Origin of the sequence: Ensifer sp. LC163, from assembly GCF_001695855.1 — a bacterium.
Classification (GTDB): Bacteria; Pseudomonadota; Alphaproteobacteria; order Rhizobiales; family Rhizobiaceae; genus Ensifer.
Window position 1 is genome coordinate 57,049 of sequence record NZ_MBSS01000066.1, and the last position, 23,054, is coordinate 80,102.

Annotated in this window: 18 protein-coding genes; 2 read left to right on the top strand and 16 right to left on the bottom strand. The window is 62.9% G+C overall.

Annotation, left to right across the window (positions count from 1 at the left end):
* Positions 1 to 24 precede the first annotated feature (24 nt).
* From BC360_RS27850 to BC360_RS27925, 16 genes are all read right to left on the bottom strand, one after another.
* Positions 25 to 771, bottom strand: coding sequence for a transporter substrate-binding domain-containing protein (locus BC360_RS27850; RefSeq protein WP_065785692.1), 747 nt, complete (start codon positions 769 to 771; stop codon positions 25 to 27).
* A 26-nt stretch (positions 772 to 797) separates the two neighbouring features.
* Positions 798 to 1,865: a LacI family transcriptional regulator gene (locus tag BC360_RS27855; RefSeq protein ID WP_065785693.1), complete on the bottom strand. Its 1,068-nt coding sequence runs from the start codon at positions 1,863 to 1,865 to the stop codon at positions 798 to 800.
* A 362-nt stretch (positions 1,866 to 2,227) separates the two neighbouring features.
* On the bottom strand, positions 2,228 to 5,143 hold the full coding sequence (locus BC360_RS27860; protein WP_065797627.1) for a DNA translocase FtsK: 2,916 nt from the start codon (positions 5,141 to 5,143) through the stop codon (positions 2,228 to 2,230).
* 348 nt (positions 5,144 to 5,491) lie between these two features.
* A complete protein-coding gene (repB, locus tag BC360_RS27865) occupies positions 5,492 to 6,556 on the bottom strand; it encodes a plasmid partitioning protein RepB (RefSeq protein ID WP_065797628.1) in 1,065 nt (354 codons plus the stop codon).
* A 5-nt stretch (positions 6,557 to 6,561) separates the two neighbouring features.
* Positions 6,562 to 7,821, bottom strand: a complete 1,260-nt coding sequence (gene repA / locus BC360_RS27870; protein ID WP_065797629.1) for a plasmid partitioning protein RepA — start codon at positions 7,819 to 7,821, stop codon at positions 6,562 to 6,564.
* A 270-nt stretch (positions 7,822 to 8,091) separates the two neighbouring features.
* Entirely contained in the window at positions 8,092 to 9,531 is a 1,440-nt protein-coding gene (locus BC360_RS27875; protein WP_065797630.1) for a M20 family metallopeptidase, read from the bottom strand.
* Between the two features lie 112 nt (positions 9,532 to 9,643).
* The gene (locus tag BC360_RS27880; RefSeq protein ID WP_065797631.1) at positions 9,644 to 11,188 is read right to left on the bottom strand and encodes an ABC transporter substrate-binding protein; all 1,545 of its coding nucleotides are present in this window, start codon (positions 11,186 to 11,188) and stop codon (positions 9,644 to 9,646) included.
* A 52-nt stretch (positions 11,189 to 11,240) separates the two neighbouring features.
* On the bottom strand, positions 11,241 to 12,098 hold the full coding sequence (locus BC360_RS27885; protein ID WP_065797632.1) for a serine hydrolase: 858 nt from the start codon (positions 12,096 to 12,098) through the stop codon (positions 11,241 to 11,243).
* A gap of 1 nt (position 12,099) precedes the next feature.
* A complete protein-coding gene (locus tag BC360_RS27890; RefSeq protein ID WP_065797633.1) occupies positions 12,100 to 13,728 on the bottom strand; it encodes an ABC transporter ATP-binding protein in 1,629 nt (542 codons plus the stop codon).
* The gene (locus BC360_RS27895; protein WP_065797634.1) at positions 13,725 to 14,543 is read right to left on the bottom strand and encodes an ABC transporter permease; all 819 of its coding nucleotides are present in this window, start codon (positions 14,541 to 14,543) and stop codon (positions 13,725 to 13,727) included. Before BC360_RS27895 ends, BC360_RS27890 begins: the two co-directional genes overlap by 4 nt.
* Complete coding sequence (locus BC360_RS27900; protein WP_065797635.1) at positions 14,540 to 15,484, bottom strand: ABC transporter permease; 945 nt, start codon at positions 15,482 to 15,484, stop codon at positions 14,540 to 14,542. Before BC360_RS27900 ends, BC360_RS27895 begins: the two co-directional genes overlap by 4 nt.
* 321 nt (positions 15,485 to 15,805) lie before the next feature.
* Positions 15,806 to 15,985 (bottom strand): hypothetical protein, encoded by a 180-nt coding sequence (locus BC360_RS27905; protein ID WP_065785703.1) that lies wholly within the window; start codon positions 15,983 to 15,985, stop codon positions 15,806 to 15,808.
* Between the two features lie 345 nt (positions 15,986 to 16,330).
* Positions 16,331 to 17,458 carry an NAD(P)-binding domain-containing protein gene (locus BC360_RS27910; protein ID WP_139110244.1) on the bottom strand — a complete coding sequence of 376 codons (1,128 nt, stop codon included), beginning with the start codon at positions 17,456 to 17,458 and terminating at the stop codon, positions 16,331 to 16,333.
* A gap of 61 nt (positions 17,459 to 17,519) precedes the next feature.
* On the bottom strand, positions 17,520 to 18,008 hold the full coding sequence (locus BC360_RS27915; protein ID WP_065785705.1) for a GAF domain-containing protein: 489 nt from the start codon (positions 18,006 to 18,008) through the stop codon (positions 17,520 to 17,522).
* 97 nt (positions 18,009 to 18,105) lie between these two features.
* Entirely contained in the window at positions 18,106 to 19,008 is a 903-nt protein-coding gene (locus tag BC360_RS27920; protein ID WP_065797636.1) for a LysR family transcriptional regulator, read from the bottom strand.
* A 200-nt stretch (positions 19,009 to 19,208) separates the two neighbouring features.
* Entirely contained in the window at positions 19,209 to 19,595 is a 387-nt protein-coding gene (locus BC360_RS27925; RefSeq protein ID WP_065785707.1) for a hypothetical protein, read from the bottom strand.
* Between the two features lie 393 nt (positions 19,596 to 19,988).
* Here BC360_RS27925 and BC360_RS27930 point away from each other — a divergent pair, with 393 nt between their 5' ends.
* A complete protein-coding gene (locus BC360_RS27930; RefSeq protein WP_065797637.1) occupies positions 19,989 to 21,206 on the top strand; it encodes an SfnB family sulfur acquisition oxidoreductase in 1,218 nt (405 codons plus the stop codon).
* Positions 21,207 to 21,291: 85 nt separating this feature from the next.
* Positions 21,292 to 22,689, top strand: coding sequence for an LLM class flavin-dependent oxidoreductase (locus tag BC360_RS27935; RefSeq protein WP_065797638.1), 1,398 nt, complete (start codon positions 21,292 to 21,294; stop codon positions 22,687 to 22,689).
* The last annotated feature ends 365 nt before the right edge of the window (positions 22,690 to 23,054 follow it).

A 23,054-nucleotide genomic window follows, 5' to 3' on the forward strand; every position in this document is an offset into this window, starting at 1 on the left:
CGCTCCGGGGGAATTGCGGAAGGCTTACTTCAGGCCCCAGTACTTGTTGACCAGCTGGTCGAGCGTGCCGTCGTCCTTGATCATCTTCAGGCCTTCGTTGAAGGCCGCGACGTTCTCATCGCCCTTGCGGAAGACGAGGCCGAGCGGATCGGATTCCAGATCCTTGATGGCGACCACCAGTTCGCCGGCGAATTCGCGCTCGTAGGCGGCCGCATTGGCGCCGTTGATGACGACGCCGTCGACGTCCTTGTTCTTGAGCGCGATGATGGCGGCGCTGAAGCTGTCATAGGCGGCAACGTTCTCCTTGCCGACAACACCTTCGGCGACCTGCGCATCGGTCGTGTTCGCCTGGGCGGAGAGCTTTCTGCCGGCCGCCTTGAAGGCGTCCAGCGTGATGCCCTGGTCTTCAACCCGCATCAGCACGGCCTGGCTGTTGACGATGTAGGGATCGGAGAAATCCATGGCTTTCTTGCGTTCCTCGGTGATCGAGACGCCCGAGGCGACGAGGTCGAAATTGCCCTGATCGAGCGCGGCAAAGATGCCATCCCAACCGGTGGTGACGAACTCGGCCTGGCAGTTGATCTTGGCGCAGACGGCATTGACCACGTCGACGTCGAAGCCGACGATCTGGCCACTCGCCGGATCGACGCTTTCCATTGGCGGCGAGGTTGTGTCGGACCCCACCTTGAGCAGCTTGCCGCCGAGGTCGGCGGCGTGGGAAACGCTTGAGGCAAGAGCCGCAAAGGTCAGCGCTATAATCAGTTTTTTCATGGTTCTCCTCCTTGGATGATGAATGCTCAGACCAGCCGGCCGCCGAGATTGTCCGGCTGCCTTTCGATCAGGGTTGGCCTGAAGACCTGCCGCAACGCCTTCGGGTCCTCGCCCTCCATGCGCTTCAACAGGAATTGCCCGAGTGTCCGTCCGAGGACCTCGATCGGTTGATAGAAGGTGGTGATCGGCGGCGTGAAATAAGCGCTGACGTTGATATCGTCATAGGCGATCACGTCGACGTCGACGCCCACCTGCCGCCCAAGACTGCCGAGGCCGGAAAGCACGCCGAGCGTCGTCGATTCGTTGATGCAGACGAAGGCGGTCGGCGGCTCGGCCGCCTGCAGGAGATCAATCACGCTCTGCCGGCCGAAATGGGTCGAAAGATCGCCTTCGACAACGAGATCGACAGAGGCGGCAATGCCGGCCTCTCGGAAGGCACGGGCAAAACCATCCAGCCTGTCCAGTGCATAGGAGAGCCGGCGCTCGGGATTGACGAGCGCGATGCGGCGATGGCCGCCGGCGAGCAACCGCGCGGTGGCGGCGTGGGCCGCCCATTCGTTGTCGATGTCGACATGGGCGTAGTCGAGGTCCTTGCGGCAACGCCCCATCGAAACGAAGGGGAAGTGCTGGTCGACCAGCAGATCGATGCGCGGGTCGTCGGCAAGGATGCCCGAGAAGATCAACCCGTCGGCAAGGCCCTGATCGACGATACGGCGCGCCGTTTCGACGCCGTCGGCGGCATCACGGATGACATGCACGGACATGCGGTAGTCCGTGCCTTCAAGCGCCTGGCTGACGCCGCTCAAGACCTGGGTATATTCGACGCCGTCCCACTCATAGTCGCGCGCTGCCGTCACCGGCATCAGCACTGCCGCCTGGAAGCTCTTTCCGGTGCGAAGCGCCATGCCGCGCGCGTTGGCCTGATAGCCGACTTCGCGCGCCGCCTTGAAGATGAGATCACGGGTAACGGGCGCCACGACTGGCGAATCCCTGAGCGCTTTCGAGATCGTTGCGATGGAATAGCCGGTGATCTCGGCCAGCGTCTTGATCGTCGGCGCGGGTGTGCGCCTGGTTTTGTGCATATGCGCTGCCATGCACCCTCCCAGGTCCCTTGGCTCACTCTGAGCATATGCGTAACAGCCAATAAAAACGTTTTCAAGAAAAATAAAAACGTTTTTATTTTGATGTGGGGAGAACTTTAGCTCGACAACATCTTTAGTCGCGCGGGCCGATAGGTCGACCTGAGCGGCAACACGGATGGAACCGCGAACGGGGAGGACGGTGTCGGCAGGCCGCTCGGCGACCACCGCACCAAGGCCCTAGACCGCGCCTCCATCTGGTCGCCGCGCGTCACGACATTTCAACCGAGGAAAATTTCACGCGCATGAAAAAGACCGCAAAGCAGTCGCTTCGCGGTCTTTTACTAAGCATTACTCTGCGCCAAGGAGGCGCCTTCTCATTCCATGTCGTCGCTGTCAGGCGCGATCGCATGATCGCGGTTGCCATGGATGATTTCGCGCTTGCCGACATGGTTGGCGGCACCCACAAGACCTTCCTTTTCCATGCGTTCGACGAGCGAAGCGGCGCGGTTGTAGCCGATTCCCAGACGACGCTGGATGTAGGATGTGGAGCACTTCTTGTCGCGCAGCACCACCTTGACGGCCTGGTCGTAGAGTTCGTTGCCGTCCTCCGAGGCCATGCCGGTCTTGTCGAAGACGGCGCCCTGCTCTTCCGCAGGCTCCTCTTCCTCCTCGTCCGCCGTGACGGTTTCGAGGTATTCGGGCCGGCCTTGCGTCTTCAGGTGGGCGACGACATGTTCGACTTCCTGGTCCGAAACGAACGGTCCGTGGACACGGGCGATGCGGCCGCCGCCCTGCATGTGCAGCATGTCGCCCTGACCGAGCAGCTGTTCGGCACCCTGTTCGCCAAGGATCGTGCGGCTGTCGATCTTCGAGGTCACCTGGAAGGAGATACGCGTCGGGAAGTTGGCCTTGATCGTGCCGGTGATAACGTCGACCGAGGGGCGCTGCGTCGCCATGATCAGGTGGATGCCGGCAGCGCGCGCCATCTGCGCCAACCGCTGGATAGCGCCTTCGATCTCCTTGCCGGCGACCATCATCAGGTCGGCCATCTCGTCGACGATGACGACGATATAGGGCATCGGCGCCAGATCCATTTCCTGCTGCTCGAACAGCGCCTCGCCGGTGCCCTTCTCGAAGCCGGTCTGGACCGTGCACATCACCGGCTCGCCCATTTCGCGGGCCGCGGCGGCGCGCTGGTTGTAGCCGTCGATGTTGCGCACGCCGAGGCGCGACATCTTGCGATAGCGATCCTCCATCTCGCGCACCGCCCATTTCAGCGCCATCACCGCCTTCTTCGGATCGGTAACGACAGGGGTCAGCAGATGCGGGATGCCGTCATAGACAGAGAGTTCGAGCATCTTCGGATCGACCATGATCATGCGGCACTCTTCCGGCTTCAGCCGGTAGAGCAGCGACAGGATCATGGTGTTGATCGCCACCGACTTGCCCGAACCGGTGGTGCCGGCAACGAGCAGATGCGGCATCTTTGCGAGTTCGGCGATGACGGGCTCGCCGCCGATCGTCTTGCCCAGGCAAAGCGCCAGCTTGCAATTTGTCTTGCGGAAATCGACGGATTCGATCAGCTCGCGGAAATAGACGGTCTCGCGGGTCGCGTTCGGCAGCTCGATGCCGATGACGTTGCGGCCGGGTACGACCGCCACACGAGCGGACAGTGCCGACATCGAGCGGGCGATGTCATCGGCCAGATTGATCACGCGGGAAGACTTGACGCCGGGAGCCGGCTCGAATTCGTAAAGCGTGACGACCGGGCCTGGGCGGACATGGATGATCTCGCCGCGCACGCCGAAATCTTCGAGCACGCTTTCGAGAAGCCCGGCGTTCTGCTCGAGTTGCTCCTGCGACATGAAGAAGCCGCGGCCTTCCGGCGGCTCCTGCAACAGATCCTCGGCCGGAAACTCATAGCCGTCGGCGTGAGCGAAACGCTCGGTCGCGCCAATCGGCGGCAGCAGCGAGGGTGCGCGCGAGACCTGCGCGGGCATGGTGATTGCAGCCTTCGACACCGTCGCAACCGTGCGGACCGGCTCTTCCTCGGCCATCAGCGAGGTGATTTCGGCCGGTTCGACCGCAGCCGGCGGAACGGATGCGATTTCCGACGGAACGACCATCGGCGCCGGCGCTTCGCGCGCGGGTTCTACGGACACGGGCTCTTCCGGCGCTGCCACAGCGGCGGCTGGGGTCGCTGGCGCGACCGCTGCCGGTCGGCATTCGACAACGCGGAAAAGCGACGTGATCGCCGTCGGCGGCATGCGCCTGATTTCCACCGCCTTGACGGCTGCGGGGGGCGACACCGGTGGCGGCACAGACACGACCGGAGCGGCAGTAAAGGAAGCGGGCACCGCCGTTTCGACAAAGGGCTTCGGCTGCACAGTGGCTGCCTCGAGCGAACCGTCGTCCAGGGCGGACGGACCGAATTCGAAGAACGCAAAATCCGACAGGAACGACAAGCGCGTGTCGGCCTGGGTCTCTGCCATGGCTGGCATTGGCTCGACAATCGGCGCCGGCTCAACGGGTGCAGCCGGCGTCGCGCTGGCTGCAGGCGCTTCGTTTGCGGACTGCTCCGCCAGGCTGGGAGCGACTGCAGCGTCAGCAACGGTAGCGCCGGACGCCGCGTTGGCAGCGTCCGCCTTTGGTGCCGACGACCAATGCGGCAATTGGCTCGTGAGCACACGCAGCAGTTCAGACGGGCTGTAGGATGGCAACGCCGGCTCAGGCTCGACTGCTGGTGCGACGTCGACCACCACCGGCGATGCGGCGGGGACGGCGATCTCGATGGCCACGGGCGCCACGTCTGCTGGCGCGGTCTCGACGACGGCATTTTCGCCGGGCGCGATGTCTTCTTCGGGCGCGACATCGCTCTCGCTGCCCGAAGGCGCGCGGCGCTTGGTAAACTCCCGTTCCGGCGTGCGGGTGAAGCGCACATTCGGCGCCAGGAAGAAATGGCTCTCCCACGTCGCGTCGCCGTAGTGGCCGGCGATCTCCGACAGGGTCGGCAGCGGTTCGTCGGTCGACGTCGTCACTTGGGCGGGGGCATAGGCCGTGCCCTGGCCATAAAGGCGGGCAGCACGGCCGACATGCGCCGTCGCGTCCGATTGCTGGTTGGCGGGCCTGCGAGGCGCTGCGGGCGCCTCGTACAACTGGTAGGGATCGACGGGATCCGCGTCATGGGGAGGCATATCGCTCAACGCACCGTCCTGCGGATCGTCATAATAATCCGCCTGGTTTGCATCATGCAAAGCTGCCTGAGAGAAGTTTGTCCTGGGAATACGCATGGGTCCTGGAAGAGCTAGAGACATCGCCGAGGGGCCTGCTAAGCGATAGAAAATGAAGGTTAACAAGTCCCTTCCAAGGGCCGCTTGAAAGACATCGGGCGCCCCGTTCAATCCGGCAAGACAGCCTCTGAAACGGCCGCAATCCCCATCCCGCTCAAGGGCATCGCGCCATTCTGTCGCTGGCGGCACGTGGTCGAAAATATTTCTTCCGGATCGTCATTTTGGGACGGCGGCACAACGACGTGATGCGCTTCGGTCGCAGATACAGGCCACAACGAATCGGGCCGGCGTGACCTCGTCACGCCGGCCCGATAAAGACTGCGACAGGCTTGCGAAAATCGCGAGCAATCAGCTCCGGCGCGCAGCCACGAAAGCCGCGTGATGCTTGGCAAGGCGCTCGATCGCCTCATCGACAAAGACCGGGCTGACATCGGCCGAGAACTCGATCCGGGCACTCTTTCCGTCTCGCTTCAACTTGGCAAAGGCCCGGCCGTTCTCGTCGGTGAGAACCTCCGGCTTGGCCGGATCCTGCCTGTCGGTGCGTGACAGGCGCGCAAAGACGAGCTGGAAGCGCCGGTCGCTGTCGGCCTCGAGGAAACGCCTCAGGCCGATCTCTTCCTGCGCCTTCTGTAGCGCTGCCTCGCCCTCGAGCAGGCCGCCGATCGCCATCCAGCGTTCGCGACCAACCTTGGGAGCGGGACCGATCGCGCGGGCGATTGCCAACGGAACGCTTTCGGCGACCTGGATCAGCCGCGACAGTTCGCTCTTCTGGACAGCAAGCGCGTCGCCGATGACCTTGCGATCAAAGCCGCGCTCGGCCAGGGCCGAGGCAAACAGCGCCCGCTCGATAAACGACAGGTTGCGGCGTTCGGCGTTTTCCTTGCCCTGCGCCAGCACGAGTTCGTCATCGGTCAAGGACCGGACGATGGCCTTGACCTTGATGCCGAGGCTGCGGACGGCATTCAGCCGGCGGTGGCCATAGGCGGTTTGATAGCGCCCCTGCTTTTCCGGATGCGGTCGCACCAGGATCGGCGACTGCTGGCCGTTCTCGCGGATGCTATCGCCGAGGGCCAGAAAGTCCGGATCGTCGAGTTCGCCGTCCGTCAGACGGTCGCCGACGAAGGAGGCGTCCACCAGATCGGGATCGAGTTCTACGACACGCTCGCCCTGATGCAGCGCCTCGCGCAGCGATCGGGCCTCCTCGGCCTCCCTGGTGATGCTGCCAAGGGAAAGGCCCATGGCCTTGATGGCGCCCGAGGCAGCCCGTGGCGTATCGGCCGGAGGCGTCGCGGGTGTCAGTGCCGTTACCTCAGCGGACGTTGCTGCATTCGCTTCGGCCGAAGGCGCGGGTGCTACCGGCGCCACGTTTCCGGAAAAGAGTGCGCGCAGTTCGTTCTTGCGGTTGCCAGCCATGTCTTTTAGCGCCCCCAGGCCGCATGAATGAGAGCTTCGATCTCGCCGTTGACGGCATTCAGCGATTCGATCGCGCGGTCGTAGGTGGCGCGGGTGAAGTTTTCCCGCCCGACCTCGTAAAGCGTCTGCTTGGTGAGACCCGCATCGGAAACCGCGGTCGATTTGACCATCGCCGAGGTCAGGACACGATCTCCGAACAGCGAACGCATGAAACCGACGATCTGCGCCTGCGGGCCGTCGTTCGGCTCAAAGCGGGTCACGAGATAGCGCAGGAAGTCGAAATTGAGCTCGCCGCCCGCTTCGCGCACGACACTGAGCAAGTCCGAGGTCATGTAGAGGAACTGGTTCATCGACGCGACGTCGAGCATCTGCGGATGCACGGTGACGAGCACCGAGGTCGAGGCGCAAAGCGCCGACAGCGTGAGATAGCCCAGCTGCGGCGGGCAATCGATGACGACGACGTCGTAGTCGTCGGCCACGCTTGCCAGCGCCGACTGCACCCGCGCGAAGAACAGCGGGCCGGCATCTGAACCGTTGTGGCGGGCGCTGAGCGCCTGCGGCGTCGTATGTTCGAATTCCTGCAGTTCCAGATTGCCGGGCACCAGGTCGAGCCCGTCAAAATAGGTCGGACGGATGATGTCCTTCAGCGGCCGAGCTTCGGCATCGTAGCGAATGGCGCCATAGAGCGTGTCGTTGCCGGTGAGGTCCAGTTCCGGCTGGTAGCCGAAAAGCGCCGAAAGCGACGCCTGCGGGTCGAGGTCGACGGCGAGAACCCGGTGGCCGGTCATGGCCAGATATTGCGCGATGTGGACCGACGAGGTGGTCTTGCCGGAGCCGCCCTTGAAGTTGGTGACGGAAATCACCTGCAGGTGCTCGCCGCGCTCGCGGTCGCGCCATTTCAGGTAGCTGCGCGCCTTGGCGGCATTGCCCTTGGCAAGCGCCTGCTCGGCCAGGTGGCGGCGCAGCGCGTTGATGTCGGACAGCGAATAGGAACGGCGCCCGCCGGTGCCGGTATCGGGTTGCGGCCCCTCGCCCGCAAGTGACAGCTGGCGCAGGTAGCCATCGGAAACGCCGATCAGCTTGGCAGCCTCGCCGGAGGTGAAGCTGCGAAGCGTCTTCATCGCGGTCGGCGGGAACAGCCGCTCGCGCATTGCCTTCAGCTGTTCGGAAAGGGCGCGTGCATCGGCTGCGATGGCTTCGTCGGCTGGCTGCCGGGCGTGGGAAAGATCCGTCCCGGGTCGCGTCTGTGTTACCGTCATGTCCATTCCCGCCATACTCCTTGCGTGCCCTCCCGCATCATTGACACCGGGAGGCACTAACAGAGATTTAATTGAGATACGCCTAAACAGCATATATTCAGAAAATTCCGTAACAGGGATGCCGCAGACAATGATTCGCGTCAAGGCGTCGGGCCGATTTCGCACATCCCGGCCGGCATGGTCCTGCGCTATCGCGACCCGGAGGAAACGAAAAAGCCGCCGGCCCGAGGGCGGCGACTTCGTCGTGGCAGCGCGTGACGGCAATCGCGCGAATGATCAGAGCTTGGGACCGATATGATCCGGGATCGGGCACTGGTAAGGCTTGCCCTCGGTCTTTTCACGCCACTCGGCCTTTGCCTGCGCAAGCAATTCCGGATCGAGAATGAGATCGAGGCCCGTCGTTGCCAACGACTTGGCGGCATGGGCGAGGGCCTTGTGGGCCGCGGGGCTCTTGCCCTGTGCAACCACCTGCCAGGTGTGCGGGGCAGTACCGATCGCCCAGGCGGGCGCCCAGCATTGCGCCGTCGGCGTGACCCAGCTGACATCGCCGACATCGGTCGAGCCGGCGCGGAAATGCGACTGCCCCTCGAAATCGCGAAGCCCGAGGTGCAGACCGCTCGATCCATCCATCCGGCTGTTGGAGAACACGTCGCCCTTGATCTGGTAGAGCCGGATGCTGCTGGCGATCGCCTCCGGCGTCATGGTCTGCTGGATCTCGCGGGCAAACTCAAGGTCCGCCTCGTCAAAGGGAACCGGCCCGAGCGCAACCATGTTCTGGTGGATCGCGGTTTCCAGCGTGATGTTCGGCAACAGATTGGTTGCCGCCCGATCGAAGACGACCTCGACCTGCGTCTCCGTCATCATCGCGGCGCCGTTGGCGACCTTGTCGATGCGGGCAGCCAACGCAAGCGCTTCCGGCATTTGCGGGGCGCGGACGAGATAGAGCGCTTCGGCGCGCGCCTGGACGACATTGGCCGCCTTGCCGCCGGCATCGGTGATCGCATAATGCACGCGACAATCCTGCGGCATGTGCTCGCGCAGGAAGTTGACGCCGATATTCATCAGTTCCAGCGCATCGAGGGCGCTGCGTCCAAGATGGGCGCCGTTCGAGGCATGTGCGGCGACACCCTTGAAACGATAGTAGATTTCGAGGACCGCGAGATTGTTGGTCGAGCGCACGCCATTGAAAGGTGCTGGATGCCAGGTGAGCGCGGTATCGACATCGGCAAAGGCGCCAGCACGCGCCATGAAGGTCTTGCCCGAGCCACCCTCTTCGCCGGGGCAGCCATAGTAACGGACCGTTCCCGGCAGATTGTTTTCGCGCAGGTAGCGGGCAAGCGCGACTGCGGCCAGCAGGGAGCCGGTGCCGAGCAGATTGTGGCCGCAGCCGTGTCCGGTGCCTCCGTCCTCAAGCGGTTTTGCCTCGGCAACGCCGGCGATCTGGCTCAAACCGGCAAGCGCATCGAACTCTCCGAGAAGGGCGATCACCGGACCGCCCTCGCCGGCTTCGCCGGTAAAGGCCGTTTCGATATCGGCCGTTCCGCGCGCAATACGAAACCCATGTTTCTCCAGCATCGCTACCTGCATTGCCGCCGACTTGTGCTCGCGAAAGCTCAGCTCGGCATAGTCCCAGATCGCGTCGCTCATCGCAGTGAATTCGGACTTCAGCTCTTCGACGATGTCGGAAAGAGCGGCGACGACGGATGGCTGGGGCATAGGTATTCCTCTTGCGGCGACATGGGAGCCGGCCGCATTGGCATTTCTGTCTTCAGGTGGAGGGTGGCGGCACGGTCGCCGCCACCGGATACGAGTTCTGGCCGAGCTTGACTTAGTCGTCGAGCGTGACTTCCCAGAGCCGGGTGTTCGACTGCCAGACCGGCTCGCCGTGCAACTTCTTCGTCGCACCCCAGATGTCGACCATGTCGTACATGAAGATCCCCGGGACTTCCTCGAGCATCAGCTTGTGGAACTCGTCGAAGATCGCCTGGCGCTTTGCCTGATCGGCCTCGACATAGGCCGCCTTCATCAGCTCGACCGCCTTCGGGTTATCCCACATCAGCGACGCGTTCTTGTCCTTGTTGCCGACGTAGAAGCCGTACATCAGCGCGGGATCGAGACGCGGTGCAACCGACTGCGAAATCACCTGGTAGTTGCCCGAGCGGCGGCGGTCGACCTGGGTCGCATAGTCGAGCACTTCGATCTGCACATTGAGACCGACCTGCTGCATCATCGCCTGGGCGACGACCGCGGCCGGGAAGCTCGGCACGTTGCCGCGCTTGTTGGCGATGATGGTGATCGCCTCGCCCTTGTAGCCGGCGTCTGCCAGATCCTTCTTGGCCTTTTCCAGGTCCATCGGGGTCTTCGTCTTCTGCGCATCCGAGTAGAAGATCGAGTCCGCCGAAACCATCGAGGCATTGGCCTCGCCGGTGCCGTTGGAGACGGCGGCAACCAGCTGGTCGAGGTCGAGCGCTTCGGCCATGGCGCGGCGTACGGCGACGTTGCTCAACACCTTGTCGCGGGTCTGGAAGTAAAGCAGGTTCTTGCCGTTGTTGCGCTTGACGATCAACTGCATCGTCTCGCTGTCCTTGAACTCCGAAATCAGGTCGGCAGAAACTTCGGCCGTATCGAGCGCTCCCGACAGCAGGCCAGTCTTTACCGTCGACGCGTCGGGGATGACCATGAACTTGATGCCGTCGACCAGTGGCCGCTTGGAGCCGACCATGCCGTCCGGCTTGCCGTCATTGGCAGGCGAGACATAGGCCTCGTTCTTTTCGAGACGGACATATTCGCCCTTCTTCCATTCGGCCCATTTGAAAGGCCCAGTGCCGATCGGCGCAACGAAGGCGCCGTCGGCGCCGACCGAATCCTTGGCGATGATGCCGGTATATCCGCATTCCGGACGCGCCATCAGGCCGAGAAAGACGGCCGACGGCTTTTCGATCGTCATCGTTACCGTGCTCGGATCGACAGCCGTGACGGCGGATACCTTGATGGTCTTGCTGCCGTCGAAATCGCCGGCGCAGGTCCACTTGGTGTCGGCGCCCATGTAGCGGTTCCAGTTCCACACGACATCGTCGGCCGTGACCGCATTGCCATTGTGGAACTTTACGTCGCCGCGCAGATTGAATGTATAGGTCAATCCATCAGGAGACACCTCGAAGCTCTTGGCGACGAGCGGCTTCACCTCGCCGTTCTCGGCGTAGCCGACGAGGCCTTCGACAATGTGAAAGATCACCGAGTCGGTGTTGCCGTCGCGGTTGACGCCCGGCACGTTGCTGCGGATGTCGGAGCTCTGCGCAACCACCAGGTCACGCGCCTCGGCAAAGCCGACGCCACTCATCAGGATGGTGCCGGCAAGGAATATGTTTTTCATTGTTCCACTCTTCTCCAGTTGTTTCTTGTTGGTTTGTTGCGGTTGATTTCGGTCAGAACGCGTCCCAGCAGGCCTGCGACAGCCGACCGATGGTTTCGAGCGCGATGGTGTAGCCGGGCGTGCCATCGGCCATCACCTGCGGCACGCCATCGGTGAAGACGGCGATACCGTAGAGCGGCCGACTGTTGCGATAGACGAGCCCGGCGTCCATGCGCCCGCGTTTGCCACGCCCGGATTTGCTTGCAACGACCGTATCGAAAGGCAGCCGCGAGCGGATGCCGTAGCGCAGCACCTGGTTCTTCAACGTCCGCAGCGCGAAGCGGCAAAGCTCGACCGACGCGCCGAGACGTGCCGCAGCGGCCTCATCGTCCTGCGCGGCGAGGATCAGTTCGAGCAGCAATATCTGGTCGCTCGCCGTCGTCGTCGTCACCTCGCCGAGCGAATGGTCCGGCTTCAGGCCGAGCGGCGGGATCAGAAAGCGATGGTGGGTGCCGGCCATGCCGATCGCCTTGCAGTAGCTGTCGACCTCTTCGAGTGTCAGCCGTTCGAGCACCATCTTGGTGCAGACATTGTCGCTGAGCACCATCATGCCGACGATGGCGTCGCGCAGCGGGATGACAATGCCCGGCGTCATGTAGCGGAACATGCCGCTCGCGACCTCGTGCTTCAGCCGCTCCTCGTAGGTGATGGCTGCGTCGAGATCGAGCCGGCCTTCGTGCGCCGCCTTCAGCGCCGCCATCATGATCGAGGTCTTGCGGGTGCTGGCCGAAGGCGTCTCTTCGTTCTCGCCCCGCCCTATCGTCTCGCCAGTCTCAAGATTGCGGACGAGGAAACGGGTGATGAACGGCTGGGCGTCGGCAATCGCATGAAGCCGTTCGGCCATTGTCGCGGCTTTCATTGCTACAGTCATGTCAGGCCTCCAGCCGCCATTTGAGGGTGACGCCACCCGTCTGATTGAGATCGAGTGCCGGGATCGCCGACAGCAGCTTGCGCGTATAGGCTTCCTGCGGCTGGTCGAAGATCCTGTCGCGGTCGCCCTGTTCGACGATGCGGCCGTCCTGCATGACAATCACCCGGTCGGCGACCTGCTCGACGACGCCGAGGTCATGGCTGATGAACAGGCAGGAAAACCCGTGGCGCTTCTGCAGGTCGGAGAAGAGTTCGAGCACCTGCGCCCGCACCGTGACGTCGAGCGCAGAGACCGGTTCGTCGGCGATCAGGAATTTCGGACGGCGGGCGATTGCTCGGGCAATGGCGACGCGCTGACGCTGGCCACCGGAAAGCTCATGCGGATAGCGGCTGGCGAAATCGCCGCCAAGACCGACTTCGTCAAGCGTTTCGAGCGCCCGCTTGCGCTTGGCTGCACCATCCAGATCGGGCACCAGCCGCAGCGCCTCTTCGACCAGCGCCTGTATCGTCATGCGCGGATCGAGCGAGGAATAGGGGTCCTGGAAAACCATCTGGCAATTCAGCCGGTAGTCACGCCAGTCGGCACTGCGCTCGCGCCCCCGGAAGAGGATCTCGCCTTCGCTCTGCTCGACAAGGCCGGCGATCGTGCGGCCAAGCGTCGTCTTGCCCGAACCGGAGCCGCCGACGAGGGCTACGACCTCGCCGACATGGATGTCGACGGTGACGCCGTGAAGCGCGCGCTTCGGCGCCTGCTTGCGGAAGAGCCCCTTGCGACCGGGATATTCCACCACGATGTTGCGCGCCGACACCATGGGTGTCCGCGACATGTCGAGCCTGCGCGGTGCCGCGCGAAACGGCAGCGAGGACAGGAGCTTGCGGGTGTAGGGATGCTCCGGCGCGCTTAGAATGTCCTCGGTCGTGCCCTGCTCGACAATCATGCCCTTTTCCATGACGACGAAGCGATTGGTATAGCGCGCGACCATCGGCAGATCGTGGCTGATCAGGAGAACGGCCGTGCCCTCGGCCTTGGTGAGTTCGACCATCAGTTCCATGACGTCGCGCTGCACGACGGCGTCGAGCGCCGTCGTCGGCTCGTCGGCAATCAGCAGGGCCGGTTTCAGCAACATGACGGAGGCGAGCATGATGCGCTGGCGCATGCCGCCGGAAAACTCGTGCGGATAGGCGGCTAGCGCCCGCTCCGGCTCGCGCAGGCCGACTCGCTTCAGCATGTCGAGGATGGCGGCCCGACGCTCGTCGGCGTTCTTCTTCGTATGCAGGATCAGCCCTTCTTCGAGCTGCCTGCCGATGGTCATCGACGGGTTGAGCGAGGTCATCGGCTCCTGGAACACGACGCCGATCTCGCCGCCGCGCAACTGCCGGATATCGTGATCCCTCATCGCCAGTACATCCCGCCCGCGATAGCTGATCGTGCCGCCGACATTGCGTACCGCCGGGGGGATCAGGCCGATAATCGCACGCGTCGCGAGCGTCTTGCCGGAGCCGGATTCGCCGACGATGCCGACGATTTCGCCGGGGCCGACGTCGAAGCTGACGTTCCTCACCACCTGGTTGCCGCTATGGGCGACGGCCAGCGACAGGTCGCGAACGCTGAGTAGGGAACTGCCGGTCATTTCAGGCCTCGCATGCGGGGGTCGAGCTTGTCGCGGAGCGCGTCGCCGAGAAGGTTGATGCCGAGCAGCGTCAGCGCGATGCAAAGGCCGGGGAAGAAACCGAGCCAGACGGCCTGCTCGATGAACGGGCGACCGGCGGCCAGCATGTTGCCCCAGGTCGGCGCCGGTGGCGGCACGCCGAGGCCGAGAAACGACAGCGCGCTTTCCGACAGGATCGCCCAGCCGAACATTGAAGTCGCAAGCACCGTAATGGGTGCCAGGCAGTTCGGCAGGATGTGGCGCAGCATGGTGTAAATTTCGCCATTCCCCATGACGCACGACGCCTCGATGAATTCGCGTTCGCGCAGCGACAGCACGGCGCCGCGCACGACACGCGCCATCGATGGCGTGTAGGCAATGCCAAGCGCGAAGATGATGCCATATTGGTTGGCCCCGAAGACTGCGAGCAGCCCGAGCGCCAGAAGGATACCAGGGAAGGCGAGCAGCGCGTTGTTGACCGCCATGATGACGCCATCGACCCAGCCGCGGGCATAGCCGCTGATGAGGCCGATCAGCGTGCCGCAGACGACCGCGAAAGCGACCGTCAGGCAGCCGATCCAGACGCTGGCGCGGGCGCCGATCATCAGGCGGCTGGCAACGTCGCGTCCGAACTCATCGGTGCCGAGCCAATGCTGCGCGCCGGGCGCTGCGAGACGCGAGGTGAAGCCAAGCGCCATCGGATCGTAGGGCGTCCAGAACACGCCGATCAGCGCGGTGAGGACGAGCGCCGCGATGAGACCGCCACCGATGACGCCGTTGAAAGTGAGCTTTCTCATTCTGCCACCACCCGCGGATCGAAGAGAGGATAGAGAAGGTCGACCACGAGGTTGACGACGACATAGGAGAAAGCGACGAGCAGCAGGCAGCCCTGGATCACCGGATAGTCCCGCTGGAAGATGCTGTCGACCATCAGGCGGCCGAGGCCAGGGATGGTAAAGACCGTCTCAATGACTGCGATGCCACCGAGCAGATTGCCGAGGATCAGGCCGATCATCGTCCAGGTCGGACCGAACGCGTTCTTGAAAGCATGTTTCCAGAGGACGGCGCTCTCCGACAGCCCCTTGGCCCGCGCATGGGTGATGTAATCGAGCCGGAGAACCTCGAGCGTCGAGGCGCGCGCCATGCGGATGATCACGCCCATTTCGTGGATGACCAACGTCATGACGGGCAGAACGAGGTAGAGAAGGCCCGCCTTCCAGTTTTCCGAGATCGGCACGTAGCCCAACACCGGCAGCCAGCCCAGCTTCAAGCCAAAGGCAAGCAGCAGCAGCAGACCCAGCCAGAAGGTCGGGATCGACAGAAGCACGGTGGCCGTGCCGACCAGCGCCAGATCCGTCAGGCTGTTCTGCCGCCAGGCGGCGATGACGCCGGCGGGAACGGCGATCAGGCTCGCGAGGAACACGGCGATGACGACGATCTCGGCGCTCACCATGAAGCGGCTCAGCACCAGGTGAAGAACCGGCTCGTCGGTGACGATCGAGCGGCCGAAATCGCCGGACAGGATGTTGCCGGCCCAGATGACGAACTGCTCGGGGATGCTGCGATCGAGGCCGAGCACGCTTCGCATTTCGGCGATCTGCTGCGGCTCGGCCATATCGCCGAGCATCAGCGCAGCCGGATCGCCGGGGATGAGACGGATGAGCGTGAAGACGGCAACCGAGACGATGACGATCGTCGGTATCGCCATCACGAGGCGATTGAGTATGAACTTGATCATGGGTTCCCCGTACTGAGAACGGCCCGGCGCGACATCGCGATTCGGCCCTCCTGCCGGCTTTTCTTGACACGACTATGATCGAATGGAAAAAACCGCGCAATATTATGAGGAATCGTCATAGCTCTATGACGAAGGCATGACATGCGGTCAGCCGACGGAACCGATCAAGCATGGCGTCGCATGACGGTAGGGGCCGGTTACACCAAAACGCGACGGGTCTGGATCAAAAGCTCCGGACTGCGAGTGAAGGTGGGCGCCAGCTATCAAGGAGGATTGCGCCGCGATGCCGCAGCACAAAGGCTGTCCACACTGGACCTTGGGTCACCAGCGAATGTTGAAGCCCATCTTGAGATCGGGAAACAGGTGCCCGCCGCGCGTGCCGGTGGCGCTGACGGCAGACGCAATACCGACCAGGAACAAGGCGAAGACGATGCCGACAACCACAATTCGAACTGTTGTGCCAGCCGGTTGGCGCTTCTTCTGCGTTGCCTGCAACATCATCCACGACCGTATCCTTCCGCGTCACCCTCGAGTCCGCCCAGACGAAATCTGTGGTGTCACTGCCCGGTGAAGCGAAACGCCATAAGCATCGGCGCACTCGCCGGAGCAAATTCCCGCAAGCTTGGTCGCCTTCGCTCGACGCCTGGCTATTCAAAGCGCCTTCGGGAATCGTGCTTAAGGTATGACGCAAGGTTCGGCTCAAGCGGAATTTTTAGGCTGATATCGCAGATCGCATCCATTGGACGTATGCCCAAAGGTCGACGCTGCGAAGAGCCGATGCCTATGTCTGCCACACGCTATGCGCACCTCGACCGTCAACTCCGAAGGGATCGTAGCAGCGGGCGATTAAAGCAGATGGAGGCAATCGGCGAGCTCGCGAGCGGCAGCCCCTCCCGCCCGGTTCGCACCGATGGTGGACGCCGAGGGGCCGTAACCGACGAGATGAATTCTCGGGTCCTTTGCCACCTGTGTCGCAAGCCGACCGGCCATCAGGATGCCGCCGTCGGCATTGCGCAGCTGCAGCGGTGCCAGATGATCGAGCGCACTTCGAAAGCCGGTGCTCCAGAGAATGACGTCGACGGCCTGCTCCCGCCCGTCCTGCCAGCGCACGCCGCGCTCGGTGATCTCGGCAAACATCGGCTGGCGATCAAGCGCACCGCGCGCACGGGCAGCCAGGATCGCCGGCGTCACCGGAATGCCGGTCACGGAGACGACCGAGCCCGGCGGCAGGCCCCGGCGGACGCGGTCCTCGACCATGGCCACGGCGGCACGTCCGACCTCTGATGTAAACGGCTCTTCGCGGAAGGCAGGTTCCTCACGTGTGACCCATGTCGTCGACGTCACCTGAGATATTTCGTCGAGCAACTGGATCGCGGAGATGCCGCCGCCGACGACCAGCACGTGCTGCCCCACAAACTGCTCGGCGGTTTGATAATCCTTCGTGTGCAGTTGGCGCCCCTTGAAAAGATCCACTCCCGGATAGGGCGGAATGTAGGGGGATTCCCAGGTGCCGGTCGCGTTGATGATGCCACGCGCGGCATAGACGCCGGCGTCCGTCTCGACCCGGAAACGTTCACCCCTCTCGCACACGACCTTGACGGCAATCGGTCGGCGAACGGGAAGGTCGAATGCCTTCTCGTAGGCGCTGTAATATTGCGGCACCGCAACCGCCGCATGGACTTCCCCATTGCTCGTGTCGATTGCGTCCGCAAACTTCATGCCGGGAAGATCGTGGATGCCATTGACGGTGCTCAGCGTCAGCGACGGCCAGCGGAACTGCCAGGCGCCTCCCGGCTGCGGCGACCGGTCGATAACGACGTATTGCATCTGAGGCGACAGCCCGAGCCGGATCAGGTGGTAGGCCGAAGACAAACCCGCCTGCCCGGCACCGATGACGACGATGTCGATCTTGCGGGCCACGCGCGCATGCGTCTCCACCTCGTCGGAGGGGGCAAAGGCGTTCTGTGCATCCATCATCGTGCGGTCAAAACCGAAAGCCGATCGTTCCCTGTCAGTTCATCCACGGGGCTGGCCTTCAGCCAATCGCCGCGGCGAAAATCGCAGCCAGTTTTTCGATGCCGGCCTGGTCGTCCTGGTCGAAGCGCGCTGGTTCTGGGCTGTCGAGGTCGATGACACCGATCACCCGGCCATGGCGTCGGACAGGAACCACGAGCTCGGAGCGGGACGCCGCATCGCAGGCGATATGGCCCGGGAAGGCGTGAACGTCTTCCACGAGGATCGATTGCCCTTCTTTGACGGCCGTGCCGCAGACGCCGCGGCCGACAGGAATGCGGACGCAGGCAGGCTTGCCCTGAAATGGCCCGAGCACCAGTTCGTCATCGGAATCGAGAAAATAGAAGCCGGCCCAATTGAGGTCGGGCATCGTCTGGAACATCAGTGCCGAGGTGTTGGCCGCATTGGCGATCATGTTCGGCTCACCCTGCAGCAAGGATTCGAGTTGCTGCGCCAATTGCCTGTAGAATTCGGTCTTGTCGCCTGTGTCGATGGCCGCTGGCTGGAACATGATCTCTTCACTCTCTCAATGCGTGGACAGGCAATGTAGTGTCACGCTCGACATTTTGCCAATTGCGGCGCATCTGCGCCGACGACGAACAAGGCGCTCACGGCTGCTGTGAAGCGGCGACTTGCCTTTTGAGACAGTCGATCATCGCCTGGGCAGCAATCGACAGCGGTACGCCGGCGGCCGTTGCGACACCGAAATCCTGGGTCAGGTGGGGCGAGAAGCTCCGGATTTCGATCGGCAGATGCCGGTGCAGGTTGGCGAAAAAGCTGCTGATGATCGCCACGCCGAGATCATGGGCGGCATAGGCGCAGGCCGAGCTGTTGCTGTGCGTTTCGATCTTGACCTTCTGCGGCACGCCTGCCTTTCGAAAGATCTCGTCGAGCATGACCCGGGTCGGCCGGCGGCGACCGATCAGGATCAGCGGTATACCTCGGAGCTCCCTTGGGGTGACGTGGTCGAGCGCCGTCAACGGATGGTTCCTTGCCATGACGCAGACGCTGACGCCGCCTGCCACCGGCTGCATTTCGAGGCTGGCGCTCAATTGACCCTCGTAGCGCAGGAAACCGAAATCGATGACGCGCTGCTCCACAAGGCGGGCAATCGCAACCGTCGTATCGAAGAAGGTTTCGACACGCACGCCGGGGAAATCCTTGGCATAGTCGGCCAGCATCGCAGGCGCGAAGTTTTCGGACATACTGTTCGGCAGGCCGATGCGCACGACTTCCGGGCCGACGGCGCCACTGCGAAGGTCCTGGGCAAGATTGGTAAAGCGATCGATCCCGAGCAAAATGTGTTCGGCATCCTCGGACAGTTTTAGCGCCTCCGGCGTCGGGATCAGCCGGCCCTTGTCGCGTGCAAACAGCGTCAGCGACAGGTCCTCCTCCAGTTGTTGCAGGAGCCGGCTGACACCGGACTGGCTGAGCCCCATGGTTTTTGCCGCCGCGATCGTCGAGCCGGTGGCAAGCAGGGTCCGCAACACTTCCAATTGTCGAAAATTCATGCCGACCCCGCATCCATCCCATTACCGTCTTCTCCTTCGTGTTTACGAAAAGGCGACGAATCAAGGAAGCCGGATTCGACGGCGGCGCTCGTCTGACGCCGCGGTGACGCGCCAGGGTGCGGATGGCCCGGAAATATTGGGGGCATTCGCCGAAGAGCACGCGTGCGCTCTCCGGCTTGTTCAGGCCGCCTTGTCGTCGATCAGGTGTCGACGCGCAGCGATTGGTTGAAGCGCTCGGCAAAGACCTCGATCGAGCCGCTGCCATAACGACGCAACTGGCGCTTGGTCAGAACGGACATCACACGCGCCGCCGTCGAGAACGTCATCTCATCGAGCGGACCGTCGCCACTCCAGGGTTTGCTCAACCGATCGGTGACGATGCCGATCATGTTTGCGGGCATGATATCGGTGCAAGGTTTCATCCAGTCGAAGACGACCCTGACTGGCAGCAGCTTGCCTTCGAACGAAACCACGGGTTCAGGCATCCCCTCGCCCCAATCATCATAGGCCTCGAGGGCATCTCGAAAGAGATTCTGCAGGATGATGGAGGCATGCCCTTCATGAAGAGCGGGCAGCAAATTCGTCATTTGTGTCTCCTTCAGTGGTTAAGGCCGGGAAACGCGAATGGCCAATACTGTCAGCATGTATTTGTCATCGTGCCGTGTGGCCGGTACCTTGACGACCACACAATCGGTGGACTGCAGGCCATGGCGAAATGCAAAAACGTGGCAATGGTTCCAAGCGACCGGCGACTTTTTTTGAAGTTTTCGCAAGACGGCCGTTCTGGGTGCAACGGCGATCATGCCCGATCGGCAGCTATTTCGTGCCCCATTCGGCAGTATCAGCCTCGAAATGGCGAATGTTCGCTAAAGCCTGAGGAACGAAAAACTAATATCCATATATTCCATAGAATATACGATCTTACCTGAAGACGCCAGATAATTCACAGATATGCGCCACTATCGACATGGAGCAATCACATGGGGACGATCTCGCAGCTTTCCGAAAAGACAAAGCTCTCGGCACACCGGATCGCAAGTGAGGAAGAGGCGCTGGAGATCGCCCGGGACCTCGCGGGCGAATTCGCCAAACGATCGAACGAACGGGATACCGACCGGATCCTGCCCTTCGACGAGCTCGACACCCTTGCCCAATCAGGGCTGCTGGCGATCACCGTGCCTTCCGACTATGACGGCATCGACGTTTCCAACGCCGTACTGGCGGAAATCACCGCCATCCTGTCTGAAGCCGATAGCTCGATCGGCCAGATCCCACAGAACCATTTCTATATCCTCGAGGCGCTGCGCACGGACGGCACGGAAGAACAGAAGAAATTCTTCTTCGGACGGGCTTTGGCCGGCGACCGCTTCGGCAACGCGCTTTCCGAGAAAGACACGAAAACCGTCGGCGACTATGCGACGCGCCTGACGCCGGACGGTCTCGGATACCGCCTCAACGGCCGCAAGTTCTATTCGACCGGCGTGCTCTTTGCCGAATGGATCGTCGTGTTCGCGCTCGATCAGGACGAAAAACTCACCATGTCCTTCGTGCCGCGCGGCGCCGACGGCCTGCAGATCATCGACGATTGGGACGGGTTCGGACAGCGCACCACTGGCAGTGGAACGACGGTACTGCAGAACGTGTACGTGACGGCCGACGCGGTCGTGCGCCATCACCGCGGTTTCGAACGCCCGACGACGATCGGCGCGGTCGGTCAGATCATTCATGCCGGCATCGATCTCGGCATCGCGCGCGCCGCCTTCACTGACACGCTCGATTTCGTGCGCAACCGGGCGCGCCCCTGGATGGATAGCGGCGTCGACCGGGCAGCGGACGACCCGCTGACCATCGCGCGCGTCGGACAGCTTGCAATCCGGCTTGAGGCCGCGACCGCCATTGTCGAGCGCGCTGGCAAGAAGGTCGACATCGCCCAGATCAACGGCACCGAGGAGAGCGTGGTCGAGGCGACGCTCGCCGTCGCCGCCGCCAAAGTGCTGACGACCGAAATCGCGCTCGAAGCCACCAACACCCTGTTCGAACTCGCCGGCACATCATCCACCCGCATAGGCCTCAATCTCGACCGGCACTGGCGCAATGCCCGCACGCACACGCTGCATGACCCGGTGCGCTGGAAATACCACGTCGTCGGCAACTATCACCTGAATGGTGTCGCGCCGCCGAAGAACGGCGCTCTCTGACGCCTTACCCTGATGCCGCCCTTCCCCCGGAGATCGGCACCGATCTCCGGGGGGCGTGCATGCAGATTTCCATGAGGAGACGGATATGAGCCGCGAAATCCGGCTGAATGCCTTCGACATGAACTGTGTCGGCCATCAATCTCCAGGCCTTTGGACGCATCCGCGCGACCAGTCCTGGCGTTACAAGGATCTCGACTACTGGGTGCATCTGGCAACGACGCTCGAACGCGGCAAGTTCGACGGCCTGTTCATTGCCGATGTGCTCGGCGTCTACGACGTGCTGAACGGCAATGTGGAAGCGGCACTCCGGCATTCCGCGCAGGTTCCGGTCAACGATCCGCTGCAGCTGGTGCCGACCATGGCGCATGCGACGGAACATCTCGGCTTCGGGCTCACGGCCTCGCTGTCGTTCGAACACCCCTACACCTTTGCGCGACGGATCTCGACGCTCGACCACCTGACCAAGGGCCGCGTCGGCTGGAATATCGTCACCTCCTATCTCAACAGCGGTGCGCTCAATATCGGCCAGGCACAGCAGACACGGCACGACGATCGCTACGATATCGCGGAAGAATATCTCGAGGTCTGTTACAAGCTCTGGGAAGGCAGCTGGGAAGACGGAGCGGTCGTGCGCGACCGGGCTAGCGGCCTCTTCACCCATCCCGGCAAGGTGCATCCGATCGACCACCACGGACGGCATTTCACCGTCCCGGGCATCCACCTGAGCGAGCCGTCACCGCAGCGCACGCCCGTTCTCTACCAGGCCGGAGCTTCGAGCCGAGGCAAGGATTTTGCCGGCGCCCACGCGGAGTGCGTCTTCGTCGCGGCCCCTTCGAAAACGGTCCTGAAGCGATACGTGGCTAATGTCCGCGAAGCGGCCGAGCGCGCAGGGCGCGATCCGCGCGACCTCCTCACCTTCAATCTGCAAACCGTGATCCTCGGCGAAACCGACGCGGACGCGAAGAAGAAGTTCGACGACTATCGCAAACATGTCTCCTATGAGGGCGCGCTGGCGCTGATCTCCGGATGGACCGGCATCGATTTCGGCCAGTTCGCACCGGACGAGCCGCTCCGCCATCGCTACACCAATGCGGTCCAGTCGGCGGTCGAAACCTTTACGACCATCGACCCGGACAAGGTCTGGACCGTGCGCGAAATGGCCAATTGGGTCGGCATCGGCGGCTTCGGTCCCGTCTTCGTCGGCTCCCCGCAAACGGTCGCCGATCTCCTGCAGGAGTGGGTCGAAGACACCGATGTCGACGGCTTCAACCTGGCCTATGCCGTCACGCCCGAGACATTCGAGGATGCGGTCGACCTGCTGGTGCCGGAACTGCAGAAGCGCGGCGTCTACAAGACCGCCTATCGCGAAGGCACGCTGCGCGAAAAGCTGTTCGGCGGCGGTCCACGCTTGGCCGCTCCGCACCCTGGTGCAGGTTACCGGCAGTTCGCCGAGAAGCCGCAAGCGATCGTTGCGTCCGCATAGGAACAACCCCCGACGGAAAACCACCCGGAGGTTGGCGGCGACTGGATCCTCGGGTCAAGCCCGAGGACTCGGTCGGGCCCGCGGATGACCAAGCGGACATGACGGCCCAGCCTCTCGTGCCGTCATCCTCGGGCTTGACCCGAGGATCCACGCGCGGTGCGTCCGTGGCGAGAAAGGCGATCTGGACCCAAAGGCCCGAGGCGGATGGATGCTCGGGTCAAGCCCGAGCATGACGGAGAGAATAGAACAGACGCCGATCAATACGACCGCCGGCCGGCCACGGTCAGCCGACCGGACCCTGTCAGCAGGCTGGCCGCCCGGAAAAAGCCGGGCGTTCTCCATCGTGCATTGAGGCTCGGTGGTTC